Source organism: Selenomonas ruminantium AC2024, assembly GCF_000687995.1.
Classification (GTDB): Bacteria; Bacillota; Negativicutes; order Selenomonadales; family Selenomonadaceae; genus Selenomonas_A; species Selenomonas_A ruminantium_B.
In genome coordinates this window covers 661,273-684,158 of record NZ_JIAC01000001.1, presented here as the reverse complement: position 1 = coordinate 684,158, position 22,886 = coordinate 661,273, and the positions used below count along the sequence as shown (strand labels likewise).

The following is a 22,886-nucleotide window of genomic DNA, read 5'->3' as shown; positions in this document are numbered from 1 at the left end:
TTTGCTCCTAAAATTTTCTGATTGTTATTAGGATTAGTTCGGCAAAGAATCTATTAATTCCTTTTTCATCAGTAGTAATTCTGGATGTTTTACAAAATAACCGCTGACTTCACAATAAGCATCCCGTTCGTCCATATAAACTACCTGATGCTCTAGTGGCAGCTTCTCCTTTGACACTTTCAGAGACTGACACACGTTGCTCCTATAATCCCCCACCATCTCCTCTGTCAAATAACAATATGGTGTAACCACATGGTCTATATGTTCCGTAAGAGCAGGGAATAGTGAATAATACTCATGTCCTTGCGGAGCAAGCAACTCAATGATAGTTGGCAATATGTTCAAGTGCCCACCAATCGTATTTCCTGCCAGCATTTCCGGTGTGAGTTCACGATGATACATGGCAAAGGAAGTAAGCACCTGTTCCCGCAAACTTGGTTCCTCCCGGTCGGTAACCCCGAACTGATAAGGAATAAGCCCCGTAGTATGATCGCCTGTAACAATAAACAAAGCATCCGGATATTTTTTCTGCATACGCTCAATAAAAGCACAAAGTGCTTGATCCGTATACCAGATTCCCTGCATTTTGCGGCTCTCCCGTTTGTCTCGTTTTAAAGCCGCAGGCGCCTCCGGCATAATCCTTTCCAAATCAGCACCATACTCATCATAAGGCATATTATAAGGCCCATGATTGGAGGTCGTATACAGGAAATGGAATTCATAATCCTCTGGATTCCCAGCTTCTATTCTCTTAGCAGCTGCATCCAAAAACAGATGGTCATACACGCCCAGCCAGGTGCTAGGCGCATCTTTTGCGCAAATGTCCGGGCCACCATGTGCAACATCAAATCCGACAGCTGGCACAAAGTGTTCCAAACTTCCCCAGTTTAGTCCACCGCCATACCAAAATTCTGTACGATAGCCCAGCTTCCGCAATTGCACAGGCAATGACACAGGTAAATACCCCTGCCAAAAGGACCGATTTTCATTTAATTCCAAACCTGTATCATAAATACCAGATAACAGACTAGCCAAAGACGGTGCTGAAACCATCCCACCTGGCAAGAAATTATTTATCGCTACCGTATGTTCATTTTTACGGAATTTTTGACTGGCCTCCATCAGATTCAACTTCTGATAGAGGCAATCGAAGGGCGCCTGCCCATGACTCTCAGCAAAAAGGAAAAATATTTTCCGTGGTTTGGTTATTTTGGCTCCATGAGCCTGCCGCTTGAAACATTCCAAAGGTGCTTGCCAATCTGTCGTAGGTGGCAGAATTGTTGCCATTATCTCCCGCGACTCTTCCTCTGTATGCCGCAAAGATTCGCAAAGGCCGCTGCGCCAAGCCAATTCTAACGCTACTAAAGCATCCAGCGTCATTTTCCCTAAGAATTCATCTTTTTTCACATCTACTGGTACTTCATCCCATTCCGGTTTTTTACGATGATCAAAAGTACCACCATAACGCAGCCAATAAAAGAGCAGTACCGCCATAACAAAAACTACAGTATTCAAAGCATATTGCAGCCATACAGGCTGTACACTAACATACCCCATCTTGGGCAACTGACAAATAGCATAAGAAACCCATCCCGTGACAACTGCATAAGGAATAAAACTTGCTAAAATCCAACCACCATGATTTTGATTAAAAAAGATATCAGCAAAATTCTTCTTATCTGCATTTCCCCCCAAACGCACTAACGAGTTAAAAATATCATGGAAATGATAATAAAAAATCATATTCGCCCAAGATGCCAAATATATCACCGTCAAATAGAGCATAAACAAGCCTGTACGCACTTCAGCAGACACAGCCTGATACCCGGGCAATAAAGATGCCGGAATAGATACCAGTATCATCCCCAGCAAAAAAACATAGGCGTTAAAGTCCATGCCCCACCAAAAGCCATATCGGAAACAACCACGTAATCTCGCCCAGTTTCGTTTGGATTCTTTTGGCCCATACAGGGCAATAAATAAGCACCTGAAACCTGCGCAAACTACTGCTGCCCATAAGCTGAGCAACAAATCACTTTGCAAGCCCGTAAAAAAAGTCTCAAACACTAATCCATTCTCCTCTGCTTATAAAGTACTCTTTATACCTGTCAGCAAACTTCCCTGCTTATAATGTATCCCTCGTAAGCCAGAACGCTGAGCACATTCCATATCACTGCTGCTATCCCCTACAAAGAAAGAGTTCGACCTGTCAATATTAAATTCTTTACAGGCTGCATCAATCATTCCGGTAGCAGGTTTACGACAGTTACACGTTTTTGTATAAGCGGGGATTTCCCCTTGTGGATGATGTGGGCAGTAAAAGAGCGCATCTAAATGCGCTCCGATTTGCTCCAGTTCTTTGTTCATCCAGTCGTAGACTGCTTTTACATCTTCTTCAGGATAGTAACCTCTGGCCACGCCGCTTTGGTTGGTGACGAGGATAGCCAGGTATCCCTTGTCGTTGACATATTTGATGGCCTCTTTAGCACCCTCTATCCAGATGAAGTCCTCGGGACGGTGAAGGTAGGCAATGTCAACGTTGAGGGTACCGTCACGGTCGAAGAATACGGCTTTTTTTTTATTCGTTGTAGTCAAAATAGCCACCTTGCTCTAGGAAATCGACGTATTCTTTAACCGCATCTTTCATTTCATGGAAGCCTTCATTGTAACCAGCGGCGAGTAGGTTCGTGGTATCGGCTTCGGTGAAGTTCTGGTATTTTCCCTTGAGAACTTCGGGGAATTCACGATAGGCGATTTCGCCCTTGCCCAATGCTTCGATAACAGCCTCTGCCACTTCGTTGTAATTATGGGCATGGCCTGTACCGCAGTTGTAGATACCACTCTTGCCTTTGTTTTCCCAGAACCAAAGATTTACATTGACTACATCCTTGACATAGACAAAGTCACGGCGCTGCTCACCATCTTTGACCGGCTGGCCGTTAATCTCGCCCCAGCCTTTGAACAGGCGGGCCTTGCCTGTTTCGTTAACCTGATTGTAGAGCTGATAGAAGATGGAAGCCATCTTGCCCTTGTGATGTTCCTGCGGGCCATAGACATTGAAATACTTGAGGCCGACAATCTGGCTGTGTGCTTCAGGCATTACCTGACGCACATAGCGGTCAAACGCCAGCTTGGAAAACGCATAAGGATTCAGCGCATCCTCGCACTCGTCCCCTTCGCGGAAGCCATTCTTGCCACTGCCATATGTGGAAGCAGAGGAAGCATAAAGGAAGGGAATACGATGCTGGAGGCAGAAGTGCAGCAGGGACTTGGAATATTCGTAATTCACCCGCATCATATAGTTGACATCATATTCCATGGTGTCGGAGCAGGCCCCTTCATGGAACACCGCATCGATATCCGTACCATCAAAGTCATCATTTTCGATGCTCTGCAGGAAATCATCCTTATGCTGATAATCGATAAATTTGAGTCCGCGCAGGTTCTTGTAGTTCTGCCCGTCCTTCAAATCATCTACCACGAGAATATCCGTATGGCCACGGCGATTTAGTTCCTTAACCAGGTTGCTGCCGATAAAACCAGCACCACCAGTTACAATAATCATGAATATATCCTCCCTTTATTTCAAAACCTCTAACAGTTCTTCTTTACTTACAGCGTAAGTGCCCAGCTTAGCTACGACCACACTGGCAGCCATATTGGCCATATAAGCACTAACTTCCGGTGCCAGTCCACCGGCCAGCCCCAAGGCAAATACACCAATTACCGTATCCCCGGCACCAGACACATCAAAGACTTCCTGCGCTTTGGTGGGGATATGATACGCGCTAGCCTGCGTCACCAACGACATACCAAACTCCGAGCGGGTAGCCAGCACCTGCTTAATACCGAACTTGCCCATCACATAGCGAGCTGCCTGCTCAATGTCCTCGTCCTGATTTTTGATTTTTCCCGGCAGTACAGCACTGATTTCCTTAAAGTTCGGCGTAACATAATCTGCGCCACGGTACTTGCCCCAAGCTGTCCCCTTCGGGTCTACCAGCACGGGAACACCATGGGCATTTGCCGCCTTGATAATCTGCTGACAGGTTTCCTCTGTGCAGGCTCCTTTGCCGTAGTCGGATATAATCACTGCATCTACACTTTCATTCAAACGGGCTGCAACGAAATTATGGAGTCTGTCCGCATAAGGCCCAGTCATATCTTCGGCCTCTTCAAAATCCAGCCGAATCATCTGCTGATGGCCGCCGATTACCCGAAGTTTTGTGGTCGTAGGCCTGTCAGTAGTGATAAGTCCCTTGAAGTCAATGCCCCGTGCGGTAAGTTTATCCGTAAGGCTCTGGCAGTGATAATCCTCGCCCACATAACCGGCAATGCCAATCTGACAGCCTAAACGGGCCAGATTATGCGCCACATTGGCCGCACCGCCCAAAGTTTCCTTTTGGCTCGTCACATGGGTTACCGGCACCGGTGCCTCCGGGGAAATACGGGTAACTTCACCGTAGTAATACTTATCCAGCATTACATCTCCTACCACCAGCACATGGCATTTTGCTGCGGGGCCGGCAATAAAATTATACATTATCTGCTTATCCATCAGCTAAAAATCTCCTTTGGATAGTTCAATCATGCGACACTGATAATCGCCCTTATGGGATGGCAACTTATAGGCAGGCTTCCCTTGGAATTTTTCCAGCAGTTCCGCCGCATAATGCAACGCCGCCGCCACGGGAATATTTTTCATGCAGGCCATATTCTCCTCACCTTTTCGAGGGCATTTATGAATGCCGCAGGGATGGCAAGATTCCGGTGACTTCAACAGCACCGAACGGCCATCATAGGGATAGAAGCCCGGCACCGGAGAAGCGCCAAACATGGTAATCACCGGCAAATTCATAGCTACACCGATATGCATGGGGCCAGAATCCGTAGTCAGGAATAGACTGCATTTGCGCAGAAGTCCCGCCAGTACAGCCAGACTCACCTTACCTGTAAAGATATGCAGAGCTTCGTTGTCCTTATGCTGCATCTGACTGATGCATTTATTGACAATATCCAAGTCCATAGGCCCGCCAAAGAAGGCCAGTTTATAGCCCTGTTCGATAAACGTATCGGCACATTGGGCAAAATAACTGTCCGGCCAGCGCTTGGTTTCCCAGCTTGCTCCGATATTCAAGGCAATAACCTTATCCTCAGCCGTAAAATGCTCCTGCCAAAGCACATCCGCCTTCTGCTGATTTTCCGGGCTTAACGCCATTTCCAAACCACCATCATCCGGCTCAATGCCCAAAGTCTGTCGCAAAACATTCAAGTGTGCATGTACCTGATGTTCCCAGCCCGGCACATAGCGATGCGGCGGCAAGATGCCTCCCGGTCCCCAACCGATATGATGGGCAATGGACGGATTCTGCATCGTCTGGTCAAAAAACAAGGAAAACAACGGTTTGCTGTACCCTACAATGCGCTTGGCACCGCTGAAGGCTGCCACCGCCGAAGCCCGTTCATTGCGATGAAGATTGATGACTAAATCAAAATGCTGCGCCCGCACCTTGCGAATGAATTTCCATAACTTGGCCAACCCCTTATCTTCACCTTTTTTGTCCATAAACAGGCATGCATCCAAATGAGGATTGCATTCCACCAACTCCCGCCAGCGGGTATCGGCCAACAAAGTAAGACGTGCCTGCGGATAGGCCTTGCGCAAAGCTCCTAGCACTGGCGTGGTCAGCATTAAATCGCCAATTTGCATGAGATTTATGACCAGTATATTTTTATACACGTTTATTTCTCCTCGTTGTGTCCGCCCATAATCAGCCAATAGCTAAGCGTGCGCAGACGTCGTAAGAAAGGCTCCATCTTGAGCTGTTCATTAGCTGTATCAGCCTCAATGACATCCGGCAGCAATTCAGTTTTGTCTGTGCCAACCTGCCCCATGATATGAGAGGTTATATAGTAATCACGGTTAAAGGCCGCCGGATACTGGCCAATGGCTGGAGCAACGGAATCATACTGAAATCCAACTGGCGCAATCAAATCCACCAGTGTAGGCATAATTCCCGTGTGCCCGCCAACCGCATCAGCCGGTAAAATATCGTGCGTCACTCCTGCGCCATAAAGCACAAAAGGTACTGACTGGAATTCGAACATAGTGGGCTGTGCTCCCGGATTGGAACGCACAGCATGATCCCCTGTAACCACAAACAAGCTGTCGGGATATTTCTTGGCCGTATCCCGGATAAATTCCGTAACCACCTTGTCCATATAGTAATAATGGCCAATTTCTACAGCCAAATTATGCGGGTCAGTTTCACTAGGAATCAGTTCCCGTACCAAGTTTTCTGTCTTGTCCACATCAAAGCCTTCCGCTGCCAAATCAATATTATAGGGCGGATGATTTGATGTGGTCATAATTAAATGTACCGTAGGTTCTTCCCCGCGCAAATGTTCACTAAGAGCATTAAAGAGGTTACGGTCATTCGTTCCCCATGCATTCGTTTTAGGCGCATGGAAATCAGGATACCCATAGAAATGATTAAATCCCTGTGCCAGTGCCAAACGGCTGATATTATCCCATCCCGGCGTGCCACCATACCAAAAATCCACCTGATAGCCCAGCTTATGAAAAGGATTTGCCAACGCCGTGGGATATATATCCTCAAAACTGCGTGGTTGATAATTCACTCGCACATTGACCTCAGAAAGGCCTGTAATCATCCCGGTAATAGCAATGGATGTAAAATCACCATTGGGCATAAAGCGGGATGTATAATATGCATTTTCTTCCTTTATTAAACCTTTAAGACCATCTGCCGCATGGAGTGGTGCATATTTTTCCAGCAAAGGCCACTGGGCCCAGGTTTCCCCCAGCACAATGAAAATATGACGCGGCTTAGACAATTTAGCCCCTGGCGCAGTTCGCTGCAAAGCAGTTTCCACCTGCTCCACCGTCATTGTCTTTAACTGTTCTTTATCAACACCGTAAATATCGCCAGCCTTCATCCGTTCTTCCTGCTGTATCGCCCGATACATGGCCTGCACATCATCCAGCACACACTCATTAAGAAAATCATCACTGGTCACTGCAGCATTTTCCCAATTTATTCCTGTTGCGTAGGAAACGCCCCCACCAAAACGGCAGAAAAGCATAAATAAAAAGGTAATCACAAAAGCCCCTGCTGCAACTGCTATAGGCTGTTGCCACTGCTTTTGCAAAACCGGCAGTTCCAAAATCTTTTTAAGCCCCAGCACCAATAATCCCGTTATCACTGCTGCCGCCAGCAGCCCTGGCAATAAATGATATTCGCTTACCATCATGCCTAAAACCGCCACTCTATCATCATGCCAGCCTTGAAAAACTTGCAGACCATAAGTCATGCGGAATTCTTCATAATAGGGAAACCGTGCCAAAAAGAGTACCGTCAGAATAAAGCAGGCCAATGCACCAATCGCCAAACGAAGCCGTCCCAAACTCCACTTAGGCCGTACGATTCCCGGTAATGTCACCAGTAAAAAGCTCAGTAACGTAAATCCTCCAGCGCTCTTCAGGGACAAACGCCAGCCAGCCCAATTCGCTTGAAATATCTCTGTTAATGCTACATCTGCCGACATCGCACCAGCATACTTAACCATAAAGATAAGACGATATATTGCCATTAGCAGGAAAAAAAAAGCGAACAAACGCAAATCCAGCTGGCAATTCTTCAAATAAGACTGTAATCGCATAGATTAGAGAATCTCCTCTACTTTTTTTGCCACCTGCTCTACACGGATATTTTCCAGGCAGTCAAAATTCTTCGGACAAGCACGCTGCCAACAGTACCGACAGTCACGATCAACTTCCAAAGCATTCTCCAGCTGTCCATAGGGGCCGTTGCGGTTAGCGTCGGTCGGGCCCATGACCATAATGGTTTTCGTGCCCAAGCCGGCAGACAGATGCACCGGCCCTGTATCGCCGCCTATGGTCAGGCGTGCATTTTGCAGGATATAGGTAAGTTGCTTGAAATTTGTGCGTCCCACTAAGTTCAATGGAGGAATATCACTGTACGAGCTGATTTCTGCCGCCCGCTGTTCATCCACAATGCCGCCTCCGACCATCACTGGAATCAGCTGTTTGTCGTAAATCCAATCAGCCAGCTTGGCAAAGTTTTCTGCGGGCCAGCGCTTATTGGGCCAGTTGGCACCAATAGCCAGCACCACATAGGGATTGGTCATATTTGCCCCCGCTTGGGCAAAAATCTGCTGAGAAAGGTCAGCTTCTCTTTCCGGCACACTCAAAGTAAATCGTACCTCATTTACCGGACAGCCCAAAGCTCTGGCCACATCCAGATAACGCTCCACAATATGACCATGCGCATGCGGGCCGATAACCGGTCTGGAGATTTTATCACTGAGTTCCCGCATATTGCACATGCCAAGTTTCACCGGAGCTTTCCCCAGCCGGGCAATGGCTGCCGACTTAAAGAGCCCCTGCAAATCCAGCACCGCATCATAGCGGCGCTGACGGATTTTACGCTTCAGCGGCCCATACTCATGCAAAAAGCCCCCTAAGGACTTAAATTTCTTCTTCTCAAAGAGGATAATCTCATCAATATAGGGGCTCATATTTACTAAATCATACGCAGGCGGTTCCACTACCCAGGTGATATGGCAATCAGGATATGCCTCTTTCAACGCATAGGCCACGGGCAGAGCATGGATTACATCGCCGATGGCACTTAATTTTACAATAAGAAAATTTTTCATAGGCTCAACTCTTAATCTTGTTGATGATGTTCGTGGTGGAACGGCCCTCTACCATATCGATAAAAGCCACTTTACCACCGTAACTCTGGACGATTTTGGCTTCCGGCAGCGTATCCAAAGTGTAATCGCCGCCTTTAACATAGATATCAGGCTTTACTTCGGCAATAACCGTTTCAGCGGTCTGCTCGCCAAAAAGCACCACGTAATCCACGGATTTCAACGCGCCAACAACCTTGGCACGGTCTAATTCACTGTTAATGGGGCGTTCCGGGCCTTTCAAGCGGCGCACAGAAGCATCGGTATTCAGGCCTAACACCAGCACATCCCCGTGCGCTTTGGCGGCTTCCAAATAAGTTACATGGCCTGCATGGAGAATATCAAAACAACCATTGGTAAAGACCACTTTCTGCCCGCCCTTGCGCAGGATTTCACAAAACTTCGCGATATCTTGACGTTCTACTAACATATTTACTCCTTTAACGCAGCGCCCGGCGCAGTTCTTCACTGGAAACCGTAGCCGTTCCGAGCTTGCGCACGGCAATGCCGCTGGCAATATTGCTGAGTTCTGCCGCCCTTGCCGGTTCCACACCTGCGGCCAGTGCCAAAATCACCGTGGAAACGCAGGTATCGCCGGCACCAGACACATCAAAGACTTCACTCTTGTCCGATACAGGAATATCATGGATGGCTCCATCCTTTTCCAACAGTACCATGCCTTTTTCGCCGCGGGTAACGAGAACACCATCGGCGTTCAATTCCTCTAAAAGTTCCTGCCCTGCTGTGAATATGCTTTCATCATCATTAAGCTCCCGCCCTACAGCAGCAGCCAGTTCCGCATCATTTTGCTTCACATAGCCAATATCCTTGAAACGGTGAATATCATAGCGGCTGTCCACCATGCTGGGAATATTATGCGCGCGACAATAGGAAATAATCTGCTGCTGCAACTTCTCCGTAATGGTGCCGGAACCATAGTCGCTGAGCACCACCCCATCAATCTTCGGCAACAGCCCCTTGATATACTGCATAATCTGACTCTCATGAGCCTTCTGCATGGGCTTGTCGCTTTCCTTGTCAATGCGGACAATCTGCTGGCTGACAGTCGCTCGGCCGCCAGCAATGATGCGGGTTTTGGAAATGGTGGGCCGTTTTTCATCACAGAACAGACCTTCCGTATGAGCACCATTCTTCTCCAAAGCTTCCTTAAGCCCCTTGGCGGCATTGTCCAACCCCAGAAGGCCAACCGCAAAGACATTGCCCCCCAACGTAGCCACATTGTTAACCACGTTGGCTGCGCCACCGGCTACTACCTTTTCTCCAGCCTGCTGCAACACCAAAACCGGTGCTTCCCGGGAAATGCGGGAAATGCGACCATCCAGATAGATATCCGCCACCATATCACCAATAACCAATATTCGTTTTCCTTGAAATTCATCCACTATGGATTCAAGTTCCTGCTTCATTTTTTTCCTTCTTTACTATCCAGATATTACCACGGGGTGAACTCCCAACGAACATTCCACTGCTGTTCCTTGGAGCGATAGCGAAGAATTAGCTGTGCACAGTGGAAATCATGATACCAATAATAGTCCACTTTCTTCCATTCCTGCGCCACCAAATCATATCTTGTTCCTACTACAAAACGATTCTTGCTATCCAAACGATAACTAAAACCACAATCAATTCTTCTTGCTGAATCCGCAGCATTATAAGCGAACAAAGAAGTCGTCTTATTATAACTGTTGTAATAGTAACCAGCATAAGCTGCCCAACGTTCATCAAAATCCTTAGTCAACAAAGCCGACCAAGACCAGCCGTTTACCCGGGATTTGTCATAGGATTCATGCGTAACAGTATACCCCGTATTGAGGTACAATGCATACCGATTAAATACGATCGGATCACGACTAAAGCTTATGCCATATTGAGTATGCGTACTATGTATTCCTCTATTGTACCAACGCCCATATTCTGCACTCAAGCCATAATTAAAAGGCGTATGACCTATTTTATGACCATAGCTCCATATAAGTGACGGTTGCTTCTTAAGCCAATTATTATCACCATCTTCAAAATGCCCATAAGTCACCTTAGTACTCATCCCACGATTTGCCCAGGTAACATCATAATTGCTTCGCCAGCCGTCTTTACTCGTGACATGAAGATTCGTATTTGCTGTTACATTATCCGCAATTGGATGCTTAAAATCCCACCGCACATAAACGCCATCACTATTCGAATACCCTACCTTAGGGAAATTGCTACTATCTGATTCATTTGCCTTTCGCTCATAATGCTTTCGTGAATATATTGTTGTTCCTCGAATACAGAACTTCACATTTTCCATAACAGTTTTATCATTTGGGTATATGGTTATCTTTTTGGCTTTCAACTGATAATCTGGCTTTTTAGCACCGCATTTTGTTTGTGTTCCCTCGTAAATCACGATGCGATCTAGATAAAACTCAATGCGTTTGCCAGTAACATACTTATTACCAACCTTACCTTTGATATTATCCATTTCACCTGTGCTTTTGCCGTAATTATAATGTGCCTTATAGCCATCTAAAGTTATACGGCTTTGTCCCGGCGTCATCTGCAACATATGAGCCTTATCCGGCACATACACATCCTGAGTCTTTGTATTACCGTTAACTTCTTCCCCCTGGAACCGATGAGCATCCATTTGCACAATATCTACGTGTCCCTTAGCTACGAAACTGCCATCCCGTTCATCATAGGTCAAATCATCCCCTTCGAAGGCGACAGGCATGGCCTTTGTCTTGTCCAAGGGATAACGCAGATTCTTCTCCAGTGCCTTGGCATCTGCCAATAATTTCTTCTGCTCATCGCTAAGGCGGTTTTCCCGTTCAGACCGGTGACGGTCTTCGATATAGTCCAGTACAGAAACCCCTGTATCCGAATCAGAGTGGTATGCCGCCAAAGCAACTCCACTTGGCAAAGGAAGCATTACCGCTACTGCCAACAATCCTGCAAGCTTATGTCTATTCATCAAAATTACTCCTATCGTAAGGATTTAGCCAAAAGTCAACATCTTTATAATATAACATACAGGGTATTAACGCAAATATTTCCTACATAAATAATAGAAAAAAGGAAGCGTGACTGATTTTCACAGCCACGCTTCCTCTTTATGGAAATGTTATTTGGGTTACGCTAAATTCAGCCGGCAATGCCCGGAGTGGTCATTTCCTTCGGGGAGAGAATCTTTTCCATCTTCTCCTTGGAAATGAGGCCCTTTTCGAGGATGACCTGACGAACGGGTTTGCCCGTGTTGTAGGCTTCTTTGGCAATCATCGCGGAATTTTCATAACCGATGTGGGGAAGCATAGCCGTTACAACACCTACGCTCTTGTCGAGCCATTCCTGGCACTGTTCCTTGTTCGGCTGCAGGTCAAGCAGCAGTTTTTCCACGAAGGTATCCACTGCATTGGTCATGTACGTCATGGAATTGAACATATTGAAGCTGATAACCGGCTCCATAACGTTCAGTTCGAACTGACCATTTTCTACGCCCAAAGAAACAGCAAGGTCATTCGCTACTACCTGATAGCAGGCCTGGTCGAGAACTTCAGCGATAACCGGATTTACTTTGCCCGGCATAATGGAGGAACCCGGCTGACGCATCGGCAGCTTGAGTTCATTGAGGCCACAGCGCGGACCGGATGCCATCAGACGGAAGTCGTTAGCCATCTTGATGAGCACTAGAGCCGTAGTCTTCATGGCGCTGGAAACATCGGAGAAACCGTCCGTGTTGTTAGTGGCATCGATGATGTTGTCAGCGGTCACATATTTTTCACCAGTTACTTCCGACAGGGTCTCAGCAACTTTCGTGATGTAAGCCGGTTCTGCATTGAGGCCCGTGCCTACTGCCGTACCGCCCATGTTTACCACATGGATGCTGTCGATAGCGTGGTTGATGCGGTCAATGCCACGGCGAACTGCGGATGCATAGGAATGCATTTCCTGGCCCAGCGTAATGGGCACAGCATCCTGCAGATGAGTACGGCCCATCTTGAGGATATCCTTGAATTCTTCGCCCTTCTTGTCCAGTTCATCAGCCAGTCTGCCAAGGGAAGCCGTCAGCTTCTTGCCCTTGTGGGACAGGCAAACTTTGATACTGGTCGGGAAGGTATCGTTCGTGGACTGTGCCATGTTGGCATGGTTGTTGGGGCTGATGATATCATAGCTGCCTTTCGGTTTGCCAATGATTTCGAGTGCCCGGTTGCAGAGAACTTCGTTGACGTTCATGTTCACGGAAGTACCAGCGCCGCCCTGAATGGGGTCAACGGGGAACTGATCCAAGAATTTGCCAGCAATGATTTCATCGGCAGCCTGAATCAAAGGCTCACCGACTTCCTTCGGCATACGGCCTGTAGACATATTTGCCATTACCGTAGCCTTTTTGACCTTGGCATAAGCCTGAACGAAATCCGGGTCAATCTTCTGTCCCGTAATCTTGAAGTTCGAGATTGCACGGGTAGTCTGTACACCATAGTACACGTCATCAGGAATTTCCAGTTCGCCAAGGAAATCATGCTCTTTTCTCATTTTGCTCCACGTTCCTTTCTTTCTAAAAAGATAACCCAACTAACATTACATTTTAACGAGACGAACTATAAGCAATATTTATATTCTCATAGCTCTTTGACTTGACTATATTGTATCATGTATACAATATACAATCAAGTACATTTTGAAAAATTTGTCCATAGGATTGCCGCATAGCATTAAGCTATGGTAAGGGGCTCTCAAGGACGAGAGCCCTCAACCTTACAACATACCGATTACTTTCATCACCGGCAGGCCTACGCCCATCCAAACCACTACATGCAGTACCGTAATGATGAAACCAATCTTCCACCATTCGCCCTGTCCCATAAAGCCGGCACCGAAGAAAATCGGGGTAACGCCGCAGCCATAATGGGTGAGGAAAGATGCACTGTTGCAGAGTGCGCCGAAGAGAATCAGCACGCCGAGTACCGGAGCACCAGCAGCCACGAGAATCGTCGCGAAAGCAGCGAAGAGGGCCATGATATGTGCCGAGTTGCTGGCCAGCAGATAATGAGCGAAGGTGTAGATAATGCTGAGAACTACCAGCATCATAATCCATTCCATGCCTGCGAACTGAGCAGCCATCACATCGGCGAACCATTTCATCAGACCGAACTTGGAGAGGAAGGCGGCCATGTTAACCAACACGCCCATCCATACGAGTACGTCCCAGGCAGCATGCTGATGTGCCACATCCGACCAGTCGAGAATCCCCGTCAGAAGCATGGCGGAAAGGCCCAGCAATGCGACGAACGCGGAGTCAATGCCATGATAGGAACCCGTTGCCCACATAATCAAAGCAATCACGAAGATGAAGCTCAGGATGATTTCCTTGGAGCTCATGGGGCCCATCTCAGCCAGCTCACGGCGGGCCAGTTCCTGCGTTTCCGGAGTGTTCTTGAGTTCCGGGTTAATGAGTTTATAGAGAATATACGGTGTAGCCACGGTCAGGATAAGACCGGGAATGATGCAGGCCAGGAACCAGTCTCCCCAGCCAATCGAGGTGCCGAAAATCTGCTGTGCCAAGGTGTTGCAGAGCACGTTGTTGGAAGCACCCGTCAGGAAGATACAAGCGGAAGTGATAACTGCCGCATAGGCGCTGAACATCAGGAATGCACCCGTGCGCATATTGGTTTTCTTGTCCACGTCCGAGCCAACGGCAGCCGTGATACTGCGGACAATCGGGAAGATGATGCCGCCGCCGCGAGCCGTGTTGGACGGCGTGAACGGTGCGATAACGAAGTCAGCGGCACTCATGACATAAGCAACCCGCAGCGTGCTGCTGCCGAACTTGGAGAGCAGCATGTAGGAAATGCGTTTGCCAAGACCGGTTTTAATGAAACCTTCCGCAAACATGAAGGCGGACACGATTAACCAAATCGTGGTGTTGGAAAAACCTGCCAGCGCTTCGCCAGTTTTCATAATGCCAAGGATTGGCAGCAGCGTCAGCGCAATCAGTGCGATAGCACCGATGGGCATGGGCTGGAGAATGAAACCTGCGATAGTTGCGATAAAGATGGCCAAGAGGCCCCAAGCCTGAGCAGTAACCCCGGCCGGTGCGGGAATGAACCAGATAATTGCGCCGATGGCCACGCACATCAGGCCGCGAATCAGCGGGCTTAATCCCTGATTTTTCGAGTCAGACATTTTTTCTACCTCCTCATAACTAGACCACCATAAGTCTTAGTTGAACGAAATTATAATTGCTGTTTGACTTATGGTATGATTGATGGTAATAATATAAATGCGTGACTATAAAAAACTATATAATCCGATAAGCAACGATTATTATTTTATATATAAAATTTCTCAAAGGAGTTTTTCCTATGAATGATGGCAAGCCTACCCGACAGGACTGGCTAGTGCTGCTCTTTATGATTATATTGGTTCCCCTGGCAGGCGAACCGAAGATGCACCCCTTCAGCGGGGACTTCGCCAACTTCCGCGTCAGCTTTGGCTCGCCTGTGTTTTTGCTGTTTCTCATCTGGCTCAGTACCTTTCCCCGCCTCTTTACAGGCGCCGTGGCCGGTGCTGCGGTTATGCTGTTCCGCACAGGGCTCGATGTGTTCTACGGCGACGACATACTGCTGGCCTTCATTGAGCACATTCCCAATTTCTTCTACTATTTTGTCTACGCCCTGTTCTTCGCTCTGCCCCAGCTCAGCCGCAAATCCATCTACGAGCAGGCTTTGGGCATTGCCTTTTGGGCGATTATCGCGGAGGTTTTTGCCAGCGTCGGCGAACTGGCGGCCATGAATGCCATCGCCTACCAGCAGTCGGAAACCTTTACCATTGGGATGCTTGTGCGACTGATACTGATTGCCATTCTGCGGTGTTTCTTCATCCTCTCGTTCTTCTTCCTGTTTCAGCTCTACAACACAGAAATGCGGCTGACCCGCAAGACCAAGGAAAAAGACCGACTCACCATGCTGATTGCCGGGCTATACGAAGAAGTATTCGAGCTGAAATGCTCTCTGCAAAGTGGCGAAGCTGTTACCCACGACTGTTACAACGTCTACGTCCAGCTAAAAGACAGCGCCCAAACACCAGAAGATGAAGCACTGGCCAATGAAGTACTACGCATTGCCGGCCAATGTCACGATATCAAGAAAAATCAGCAGCGCATTTACGCAGGACTGCAGGAGCTGACCCAAAACCGCCGGGTCGATGACTATATGTCTCCGGATAAAATCGCCCGGCTCATGATTCATACACAAAAAAAATACGCCCGCTCGCTGGGCAAGGAAATACATTTTGCCAGCCATGTACCTGCCGGACTGCCACCTCTGCACGCCTTTATGCTGCTGTCCATTCTCAACAATCTTGTAGCCAATGCCGTAGAGGCTATCCCCTGCCGGGGTACCATCACCTTGACCATTGTCGGCGGCACTGGCGATGGACGGCTCAAAATCACCTTGGAAAACACCGGCAGCTTTATCTCACCACGGCGTTTGGAGCAGGTCTTCACGCCTGGCTACACGACAAAATTCGACAGCACCGGCAAGGCGTCCAGCGGCGTGGGGCTGACCTATGTAAAACATCAGACAGAAACCTTAGGCGGCACCATCGAATTGACTTCAGATGGCAAAGATAAAGTTATCTGCCACTTAGATTTGCCCTGTCAAAAACTCCATAAACCTGCCCCCCGCACCAACGAAAACTCCCCCAACACGATAAATAAAGGAGAGCCCTTATGAATATAATGCTGATTGACGATGATGATGCCGTACGCATGATGCTGCAGGACATCATCGAAGACTATAATCTAGGTGATGTAACCGACTCCCTAAACAATGCTACGGAATTAACCAACGAACTTCTTTCCCGCCGCCAGACAGACATTCTCATCATCGATATGCTGATGCCCGGCATTGACGGCATTCAGGCGGTGAACCGCATCAAAAAAGACTTCCCCGGCAAAATCGTCATGCTTTCGCAGGTGGAAAGCAAAGATTTAGTCGGCAAAGCCTATGAAAATGGAATTGACTACTATATAATGAAGCCCCTGAACCGCAACGAAATTGTCAGTGTGCTGAAAAACGTCAGCGAACATCTGCGGCTGGAGTCCTTTGCCCACAATCTGCAAAACTCCCTGCTGAGCCTCAATCCACAGGCCGCACCTGCCCCAGCCCCCAAAGAAAACCTGCGCACTCGGGCAGAAAACCAATTAAAAGAACTGGGCATCTTAAGTGCGCCAGGAGCGCAGGACCTGCTGAACATCGTCGCCTATATCGAAAAATGCGGCGGAGAAATCTCTGCCCTCAAGGGCCTCTTTACAGCCGTAGCGGAGCAAAACGGCGCCAGTGACCCCGCCCGGGAAGCAAAAGCCATGGAACAGCGGCTGCGCCGTACCATTTTCCAGGGCCATATCAACGTGGCCAGTATGGGCGTACTGGACTACACCAATCCCAAATTCGAGGACTACGCGCCCCTGTACTTTGACTACAACGACATCCGCAATACCATGCGCCTGTTGGAAAACGAGGAAAAACCCAGCCCTTCTCAAGTTCATATCAACATGAAAAAATTCATTTATGCACTTTATGACACCGTACAAAGGGATAAATAAGCCAGCTTTATCGACAGTTATCCACAAAACTGTCCACATTATCCCCAATATCTGGGGATAATCTGTGCATTATTTTCCCTTTTATCCACAAATCCTGCCTTTTATCCACAGGCAGGATTTTTTCTATCCCTCACGAATTGAGACAGCAGAAACACTGCTCTTATTATGTATAGGAGAATGACATATGAAAGCACTGCTGTCATTTATTATCAGCATTTGCCTCCTGCTGGCTATGCCCGCCAGCCAGCTAGAAGCAGAAGACCTGAACATCCGGCTTGGCTATATACAGCCGGACAACAGCCTGGTCAATCCCCATGTCCTGCGGCAATACTATACCAGCTATCTGGACGAGCTCTCCAAGCACACGGACTGGGATTACCATTTGGTCAACATCAATGCCAGCACAGCCTTTGAACGGTTGTTTGCCGGGGATATTGACCTGCTGCTCTCCGTGGAATACCCCAGTTCCCTGGGCCTAAAGGGCGGCATTATCTACAGCACCATCAACTTTGGCTATGATGTAGAGGGCCTGTACTCCCGTATTGGGGAAACGCGCTTTGACCCCCATGATTTGAATACGCTGGCCGGGGCCCGGGTGGGCATTATCGCCGCCCGCCCCATCAACCAGCAGTTTGAACTGTTCCAACAGAACAACAGCCTGAATTTCGCCGTAAAAGCCTTCGCCAACCAGCAGGAGATGCTGGCCGCTTTACAGGCAGGAAGCGTTGACCTCGTAGTGGACACCGCCACCAATACCATGCCCGAGGAACAGTTTCTTTTGGCCTACAGCCGGATTCCCGTGCGGGCCGCCGCCACAACCGCCAATCGGAACAAACTGGTCAATCTGGAAAACGCCATCAACCGGCTCAATATGGAAAATCCTCATTTCGAGCCCCAGCTTTCCCATACGCTGGCGGAAAAGCTCGACTTCCAGCTGGTGCATTACACGCCCCAGGAAAGTCAGTATATCAAGATGTCACTTCCATTGCGGGTAGCCATTTACGGTGGGGTTTATCCCTATGTTATCTACGATGAGGCCCAGAAAAAAGCCCAGGGCATTTATCCCGACCTTATCAGCCAGCTGGCGAAAAATTCCGGTCTGGAATTCACCTATGTCCATGTACCCACCTATGACGATGCCGTAAACCTGCTGAAATCCGGACAGGCAGATTTGATGCTGGACATCTATGCGGGGCCTGAAGACCATCAGCCCTTCTACTACACCAATCCACTGACAACCTTGCCCTATACCTTCATCGGCTCCACAAGTCAGACGCCATCTTCTGCTGACAACATAAAACTGATTGTCCCCCGCCCCGAACCATCGCTGATGAAGTACTTGCAGCAAAAATTCCCCTCCTGGGACATCACAGCCAGCCCTGCACCAGCTGCCGAGGCGCTCAACGCCCTTGACCAGAAGCCCGGAACTCTGGCGCTCATCCGCAACTCCATGCTGGAAATCGACCGTCCCCTGATGCTCCATCCCGATCTGGTCATTATCCCCGATGCCTCCATCAACGTGCCTATAAGCATCATCATCGCCCCCAACCAGCCCCGTATTCTGCAGGGCATTCTCAACAAAGCCATCACCCAGACTGACCCGGAAAAACGCCTCCATATCATCCAGAAGCACATCATCAAGGCACGTCCTGGCTTTTCCCTGCAGCATATCCTCACCTTTTACCCCCTGCAGACCGGACTTGTCTGCGGACTGATTCTGCTGCTGCTGGCAATCATGATCTTCCTCAACCACCATAGCCGGGCCATGTCCAAAGCCAAAAAACTTCTGCAGGAAAATAACACGAAACTCAAGGCCACCATCCTTGAATTGCAGGAAACCACCCAGAGCAGGGAGTTCTACAAGGAAAAAGCAGAAATCGACGCACTTACCGGCGTTTTGAACAAAGCGGCCATTGAGACCATCGGTCAGGAAATGCTGAGCGCTCCGTTTCAGCAGGGCCACTGCCATGCCCTCTTCATCATTGACCTGGACCACTTCAAGGAAGCCAACGATACCCTGGGACATCAAAAAGGCGATGAAATTCTGCACCATTTTGCCCTGAACCTCGTCCATATCGTACGGGCACATGATGCCGTCGGCCGCTTCGCCGGAGATGAGTTCATCCTCCTGCTGCAGGATTTCCCGCAGGAAGCCATCGCCTCTGTAGCCCGGCGCGTGATGGAGGCGGCGCACAGCCTCGAACCAGCCAGCGACAAATTCCCCGGCCTATCGGCCAGCATTGGCATCGCCCTGTATCCCGTTCACGGCAATGACTATCAGGAACTTCTGCACCATGCCGACCAGGCTCTATACTATGTAAAGGAACACGGCCGGAACAACTGGTCCCTGCCTCATCAATAACATACCCCAGCATTCCATACAATCGGTTTATAAAAAAGCTCGCTGCGAGACATTGTCTCCAGCGAGTTTTTACTTATTTTATGTTAAGCGTCGCAATGGATTTCTCTGCAGCCGCCTTCATCTCCTGATCTCCTTCGGGGTAGAAAAATTCGATGATAAAAAACTCATTATCAAAATTAAGGCCCACACAGTCCACACTGAACGGGATATTTTTATTGTTGACCATGGCGATCTTGGCGCGCGTTATTTCCTGCCCATTTAACTTCTGGCTTTCCATGGACTTTATCTCCGGATGTTTTTCCGCGATATTGACAGCCCACATAAAAGTTCCCAAGTTGTATTTTACCACGTCTTTCGGATCATCCAAACTGCCGTGGAGCACATCAATTACCATCCGGTCAGACTCGTTTTGATAACGAACGGACTCCTTCACCGGGCCATTTGGATGCGGGTCTGCTACGCGCTTGAGCGCAAACGGCATTTTCATGACCACCTGGCCGCCATCATTCTTAGGCAGGCTCACCGTCTCCCAGTCAGCAGGCACGGAAACACCTTCACCGCCACCATGGAACTTCAATCCCGAAGAATCGGCTTTTATCATACAGCCTGCCGATGCCACCACAACGGCCAGCATCATCATTGCCAGAAAAAACTTACCCATACTTTTCTTCATCATTTACTCCTTCCACTTCTCAAAGAAATACCGTGCCACAACATCCCTCGGCACGGTGTTACCGTTTATGGTCTGCTATAAGATTTATTCCATAAACAATGATAATGCATCTATATTAAAATGGTCTTAAAAAAGAGATAATTTCCAGTTAAATTTAAGCATAAAAAAGCCCTGAACAAAGGCTTTTATCCTTTATTCAGGGCTTTCTATAATATTACAGTACCTTGCTCAGGTATGCTTTGATTTCGTCGCCGTCTTCCATCTTCATCACGTCAGCGAGGATTTCCTTAGCCTTCGTGGAGCTGATGTTGCGGATTTTTTCCTTAACACGCGGAATGGACGGAGCGCTCATGGAGAGTTCGCTGATGCCCATAGCCATGAGGATTACAGCAGCGTTCGGGTCGCTGGCCATTTCACCGCACATGCCGGCCCAGATGCCGTTTTCACGAGCGCTGGTGATGGTGCGCTGAATGAGCTGCAGTACAGCCGGGTTGAAGTGATTGTAGAGTTCAGCGATGTTGGCGTTGCCGCGGTCGCAAGCCAGCGTGTACTGAACGAGGTCGTTGGTGCCGATGGAGAAGAAGTCTACATACTTGGCAAGTACCGGCGTCATTACAGCAGCAGCCGGGGTCTCAACCATGATACCAACCTGTACATCTTCCGCATAAGCCTTGCCCTCATGAGCCAGTTCCAGCTTAGCTTCTTCGATGAATTCCTTAACCTTCTTGAATTCTGCTACGTTGATGATCATCGGAACCATGATACCAACTTTGCCGTATACACCGGCACGCAGGATAGCTTTCAGCTGCGGCAGGAAGAGGTCCTTGCGCTGCAAGCTGATGCGAACTGCACGGTAGCCCAGGAACGGGTTTTCTTCTTCCGGAATGTTGAGGTACGGCAGAGGTTTGTCACCGCCGATATCCATGGTACGGATAACGCAGAGGTTGCCCTGGCACTTTTCAACAGCTTCTTTGTAAGCCTTGAACTGGTCTTCTTCATTGGGGATATCCTGACGACCCATGAATACGAACTCAGAACGGAACAGGCCTACGCCCTTGGCACCATACTTGAGGGCGTTATCAACGTCCATATGCGTGCCGATGTTGGCCATGAGGTCAACCTTCACGCCGTCCGTCGTAACAGCGGGCAGGTCTTTGAGCTGAGCGTAATGAGCAGCCAGTTCCTGCTGCTTCTTGATTTTTTCGTTGTAACCAGCCAGTTCTTCTTCGCTGGGGTTCACGAGAATCTTGCCTTCTTCGCCATCCATGATAACATGGTCGCCGTCAGCAATCTTGTCGATGCGGTCTTCTTTGTTCAGACCAACAATGGTCGGAATAGCACGGGCTTTGGCAATGATAACTGCATGAGCCGTCGTGGAGCCGGAGCCCAGGATAACACCAGCAATCTTGTCGGTCGGCATGCCAGCGATAACGGAAGGCTCGATTTCACGGCCGCAGAGGATAACTTTTTCGTCGCCCAGTTCCGGTTCTTTAACGCCCAGGATGTACTTCGCTACGCGCTTACCTACGTCACGGAGGTCAACTGCGCGGGCTGCGAAGTATTCATCTTCCATCATCTCGAACATCTGTGCCTGTTCTTCAGCAGCTTTGAGGACAGCCTGCGGAGCATTGGCATCTTCTTCGAGCTTTTCTTCGATTTTCTGGGCCATCATGGGGTCCTGCACCATCATGCGATGCGCTTCCATGATTGCAGCCTGCTCAACCATGTTCTGCTTCTGCAGGCGGTCGATGTTTTCACGCAGGGTTTCTGCTACGGCGGTCAAAGCGTCCTGAGCCTTCTTGCTCTCCACTTCTTTGGATTCCGGCTGGTAGTTTACCAGATAGCCGTCCAGGTTCTGACCTGCCAGCATGATTTTACCGATGGCGATACCGGAAATAACGCCTTTACCTCTGATTGCTTCTGCCATTTTATTTCTTTCCCCCTGATTGTAAATACGATACATACAAGAAACGCCTTCCTCCAAAGTTCCAATCCTTGGAAAGAAGGCGATTCCTAAGATTCCAATTTAGTAAATTATTCTTCGCCGAACTTGGAATCAACGAGGTCTTTCAGAGCCTTAACTGCATCTGCTTCGTCCGGACCGTCTGCAACGATGGTGATTTCCGTGCCCTTAACGAGACCCATGCTCATGATCATGAGGATGGATTTAGCGTCAACGGTCTTGCCCTTAGCCTGGATCTGAACCTTGGACTTGAACTTCGTAGCCGTCTGTACGAAGATGGAAGCCGGGCGGGCATGGATACCAGTCTTGTTTTCAATCGTTACAATTTCCTGAGTCATTTCTAAAACCTCTCCATTCTTAAAAAAACCACAACATATCCTAACCGCTAAGCAGCGGTTTATGAACTATAATGTTGCTAACTGCCTTATATAAATGCAAACAGCGTGCCAACTTTTGTAAAAACTTGGTAATTTTTTCGCAAAAGCCCTGCCAGCAACCCATAACGATGTTAAAAAATAATATTTATCCCTCTACAGTTCCC

18 protein-coding genes are annotated in these 22,886 nt (G+C 48.5%); 3 read left to right on the top strand and 15 right to left on the bottom strand.

Going from position 1 to position 22,886, the window contains the following annotated elements:
• Window positions 1-33: 33 nt before the first annotated feature.
• From P157_RS0103110 to P157_RS0103055, 12 genes are all read right to left on the bottom strand, one after another.
• Complete coding sequence (locus P157_RS0103110) at window positions 34-2,067, bottom strand: LTA synthase family protein (protein WP_026759735.1); 2,034 nt, start codon at window positions 2,065-2,067, stop codon at window positions 34-36.
• A gap of 18 nt (window positions 2,068-2,085) precedes the next feature.
• The gene (locus P157_RS0103105; protein ID WP_037368088.1) at window positions 2,086-2,595 is read right to left on the bottom strand and encodes a D-glycero-alpha-D-manno-heptose-1,7-bisphosphate 7-phosphatase; all 510 of its coding nucleotides are present in this window, start codon (window positions 2,593-2,595) and stop codon (window positions 2,086-2,088) included.
• Window positions 2,579-3,565, bottom strand: coding sequence for an ADP-glyceromanno-heptose 6-epimerase (gene rfaD, locus P157_RS0103100; RefSeq protein ID WP_026759733.1), 987 nt, complete (start codon window positions 3,563-3,565; stop codon window positions 2,579-2,581). Before rfaD ends, P157_RS0103105 begins: the two co-directional genes overlap by 17 nt.
• A gap of 15 nt (window positions 3,566-3,580) precedes the next feature.
• Entirely contained in the window at window positions 3,581-4,558 is a 978-nt protein-coding gene (gene rfaE1 / locus P157_RS0103095; protein ID WP_026759732.1) for a D-glycero-beta-D-manno-heptose-7-phosphate kinase, read from the bottom strand.
• A 3-nt stretch (window positions 4,559-4,561) separates the two neighbouring features.
• Entirely contained in the window at window positions 4,562-5,740 is a 1,179-nt protein-coding gene (locus tag P157_RS0103090) for a glycosyltransferase family 9 protein (RefSeq protein ID WP_026759731.1), read from the bottom strand.
• 2 nt (window positions 5,741-5,742) lie between these two features.
• Window positions 5,743-7,683: an LTA synthase family protein gene (locus tag P157_RS0103085; protein ID WP_026759730.1), complete on the bottom strand. Its 1,941-nt coding sequence runs from the start codon at window positions 7,681-7,683 to the stop codon at window positions 5,743-5,745.
• A 3-nt stretch (window positions 7,684-7,686) separates the two neighbouring features.
• Window positions 7,687-8,703, bottom strand: a complete 1,017-nt coding sequence (locus tag P157_RS0103080) for a glycosyltransferase family 9 protein (protein WP_026759729.1) — start codon at window positions 8,701-8,703, stop codon at window positions 7,687-7,689.
• Between the two features lie 4 nt (window positions 8,704-8,707).
• Window positions 8,708-9,169 (bottom strand): D-glycero-beta-D-manno-heptose 1-phosphate adenylyltransferase, encoded by a 462-nt coding sequence (gene rfaE2 / locus P157_RS15240; RefSeq protein WP_051598468.1) that lies wholly within the window; start codon window positions 9,167-9,169, stop codon window positions 8,708-8,710.
• Window positions 9,170-9,179: 10 nt separating this feature from the next.
• Window positions 9,180-10,166, bottom strand: coding sequence for a bifunctional heptose 7-phosphate kinase/heptose 1-phosphate adenyltransferase (locus tag P157_RS0103070; RefSeq protein WP_026759727.1), 987 nt, complete (start codon window positions 10,164-10,166; stop codon window positions 9,180-9,182).
• Between the two features lie 26 nt (window positions 10,167-10,192).
• Window positions 10,193-11,716 (bottom strand): organic solvent tolerance protein OstA, encoded by a 1,524-nt coding sequence (locus tag P157_RS0103065; protein ID WP_051598467.1) that lies wholly within the window; start codon window positions 11,714-11,716, stop codon window positions 10,193-10,195.
• Window positions 11,717-11,886: 170 nt separating this feature from the next.
• A complete protein-coding gene (locus P157_RS0103060) occupies window positions 11,887-13,275 on the bottom strand; it encodes an aspartate ammonia-lyase (RefSeq protein ID WP_026759725.1) in 1,389 nt (462 codons plus the stop codon).
• 222 nt (window positions 13,276-13,497) lie between these two features.
• On the bottom strand, window positions 13,498-14,925 hold the full coding sequence (locus P157_RS0103055) for a DASS family sodium-coupled anion symporter (protein ID WP_026759724.1): 1,428 nt from the start codon (window positions 14,923-14,925) through the stop codon (window positions 13,498-13,500).
• Between the two features lie 179 nt (window positions 14,926-15,104).
• Between P157_RS0103055 and P157_RS13700 the strand changes: the two genes are divergently transcribed.
• From P157_RS13700 to P157_RS14795, 3 genes are all read left to right on the top strand, one after another.
• A complete protein-coding gene (locus P157_RS13700; RefSeq protein ID WP_051598466.1) occupies window positions 15,105-16,475 on the top strand; it encodes a sensor histidine kinase in 1,371 nt (456 codons plus the stop codon).
• Window positions 16,472-17,347, top strand: coding sequence for a response regulator (locus tag P157_RS0103045; RefSeq protein WP_026759723.1), 876 nt, complete (start codon window positions 16,472-16,474; stop codon window positions 17,345-17,347). Before P157_RS13700 ends, P157_RS0103045 begins: the two co-directional genes overlap by 4 nt.
• Before the next feature lie 184 nt (window positions 17,348-17,531).
• On the top strand, window positions 17,532-19,709 hold the full coding sequence (locus tag P157_RS14795; protein WP_026759722.1) for a GGDEF domain-containing protein: 2,178 nt from the start codon (window positions 17,532-17,534) through the stop codon (window positions 19,707-19,709).
• Window positions 19,710-19,782: 73 nt separating this feature from the next.
• Here P157_RS14795 and P157_RS0103035 read toward each other — a convergent pair whose 3' ends face one another.
• The 3 genes from P157_RS0103035 to P157_RS0103025 all read right to left on the bottom strand — a co-directional run bounded on the left by P157_RS0103035 (window position 19,783) and on the right by P157_RS0103025 (window position 22,683).
• A complete protein-coding gene (locus tag P157_RS0103035; protein WP_026759721.1) occupies window positions 19,783-20,385 on the bottom strand; it encodes a hypothetical protein in 603 nt (200 codons plus the stop codon).
• Between the two features lie 211 nt (window positions 20,386-20,596).
• Window positions 20,597-22,309: a phosphoenolpyruvate--protein phosphotransferase gene (gene ptsP / locus P157_RS0103030; protein WP_026759720.1), complete on the bottom strand. Its 1,713-nt coding sequence runs from the start codon at window positions 22,307-22,309 to the stop codon at window positions 20,597-20,599.
• Window positions 22,310-22,416: 107 nt separating this feature from the next.
• Window positions 22,417-22,683 carry an HPr family phosphocarrier protein gene (locus P157_RS0103025; RefSeq protein ID WP_026759719.1) on the bottom strand — a complete coding sequence of 89 codons (267 nt, stop codon included), beginning with the start codon at window positions 22,681-22,683 and terminating at the stop codon, window positions 22,417-22,419.
• Window positions 22,684-22,886: the final 203 nt, after the last annotated feature.

What these genes read in the sequence shown, in the direction of transcription:
- rfaD (WP_026759733.1), bottom strand. Translation starts at nt 3,565, where the DNA reads ATGATTATTGTAACTGGTGGTGCTGGTTTTATCGGCAGCAACCTGGTT.
- rfaE1 (WP_026759732.1), bottom strand. Translation starts at nt 4,558, where the DNA reads ATGGATAAGCAGATAATGTATAATTTTATTGCCGGCCCCGCAGCAAAA.
- P157_RS0103085 (WP_026759730.1), bottom strand. Translation starts at nt 7,683, where the DNA reads ATGCGATTACAGTCTTATTTGAAGAATTGCCAGCTGGATTTGCGTTTG.
- P157_RS0103080 (WP_026759729.1), bottom strand. Translation starts at nt 8,703, where the DNA reads ATGAAAAATTTTCTTATTGTAAAATTAAGTGCCATCGGCGATGTAATC.
- rfaE2 (WP_051598468.1), bottom strand. Translation starts at nt 9,169, where the DNA reads ATGTTAGTAGAACGTCAAGATATCGCGAAGTTTTGTGAAATCCTGCGC.
- P157_RS0103070 (WP_026759727.1), bottom strand. Translation starts at nt 10,166, where the DNA reads ATGAAGCAGGAACTTGAATCCATAGTGGATGAATTTCAAGGAAAACGA.
- P157_RS0103065 (WP_051598467.1), bottom strand. Translation starts at nt 11,716, where the DNA reads ATGAATAGACATAAGCTTGCAGGATTGTTGGCAGTAGCGGTAATGCTT.
- P157_RS0103060 (WP_026759725.1), bottom strand. Translation starts at nt 13,275, where the DNA reads ATGAGAAAAGAGCATGATTTCCTTGGCGAACTGGAAATTCCTGATGAC.
- P157_RS0103055 (WP_026759724.1), bottom strand. Translation starts at nt 14,925, where the DNA reads ATGTCTGACTCGAAAAATCAGGGATTAAGCCCGCTGATTCGCGGCCTG.
- P157_RS13700 (WP_051598466.1), top strand. Translation starts at nt 15,105, where the DNA reads ATGAATGATGGCAAGCCTACCCGACAGGACTGGCTAGTGCTGCTCTTT.
- P157_RS0103045 (WP_026759723.1), top strand. Translation starts at nt 16,472, where the DNA reads ATGAATATAATGCTGATTGACGATGATGATGCCGTACGCATGATGCTG.
- P157_RS14795 (WP_026759722.1), top strand. Translation starts at nt 17,532, where the DNA reads ATGAAAGCACTGCTGTCATTTATTATCAGCATTTGCCTCCTGCTGGCT.
- P157_RS0103035 (WP_026759721.1), bottom strand. Translation starts at nt 20,385, where the DNA reads ATGATGAAGAAAAGTATGGGTAAGTTTTTTCTGGCAATGATGATGCTG.
- ptsP (WP_026759720.1), bottom strand. Translation starts at nt 22,309, where the DNA reads ATGGCAGAAGCAATCAGAGGTAAAGGCGTTATTTCCGGTATCGCCATC.
- P157_RS0103025 (WP_026759719.1), bottom strand. Translation starts at nt 22,683, where the DNA reads ATGACTCAGGAAATTGTAACGATTGAAAACAAGACTGGTATCCATGCC.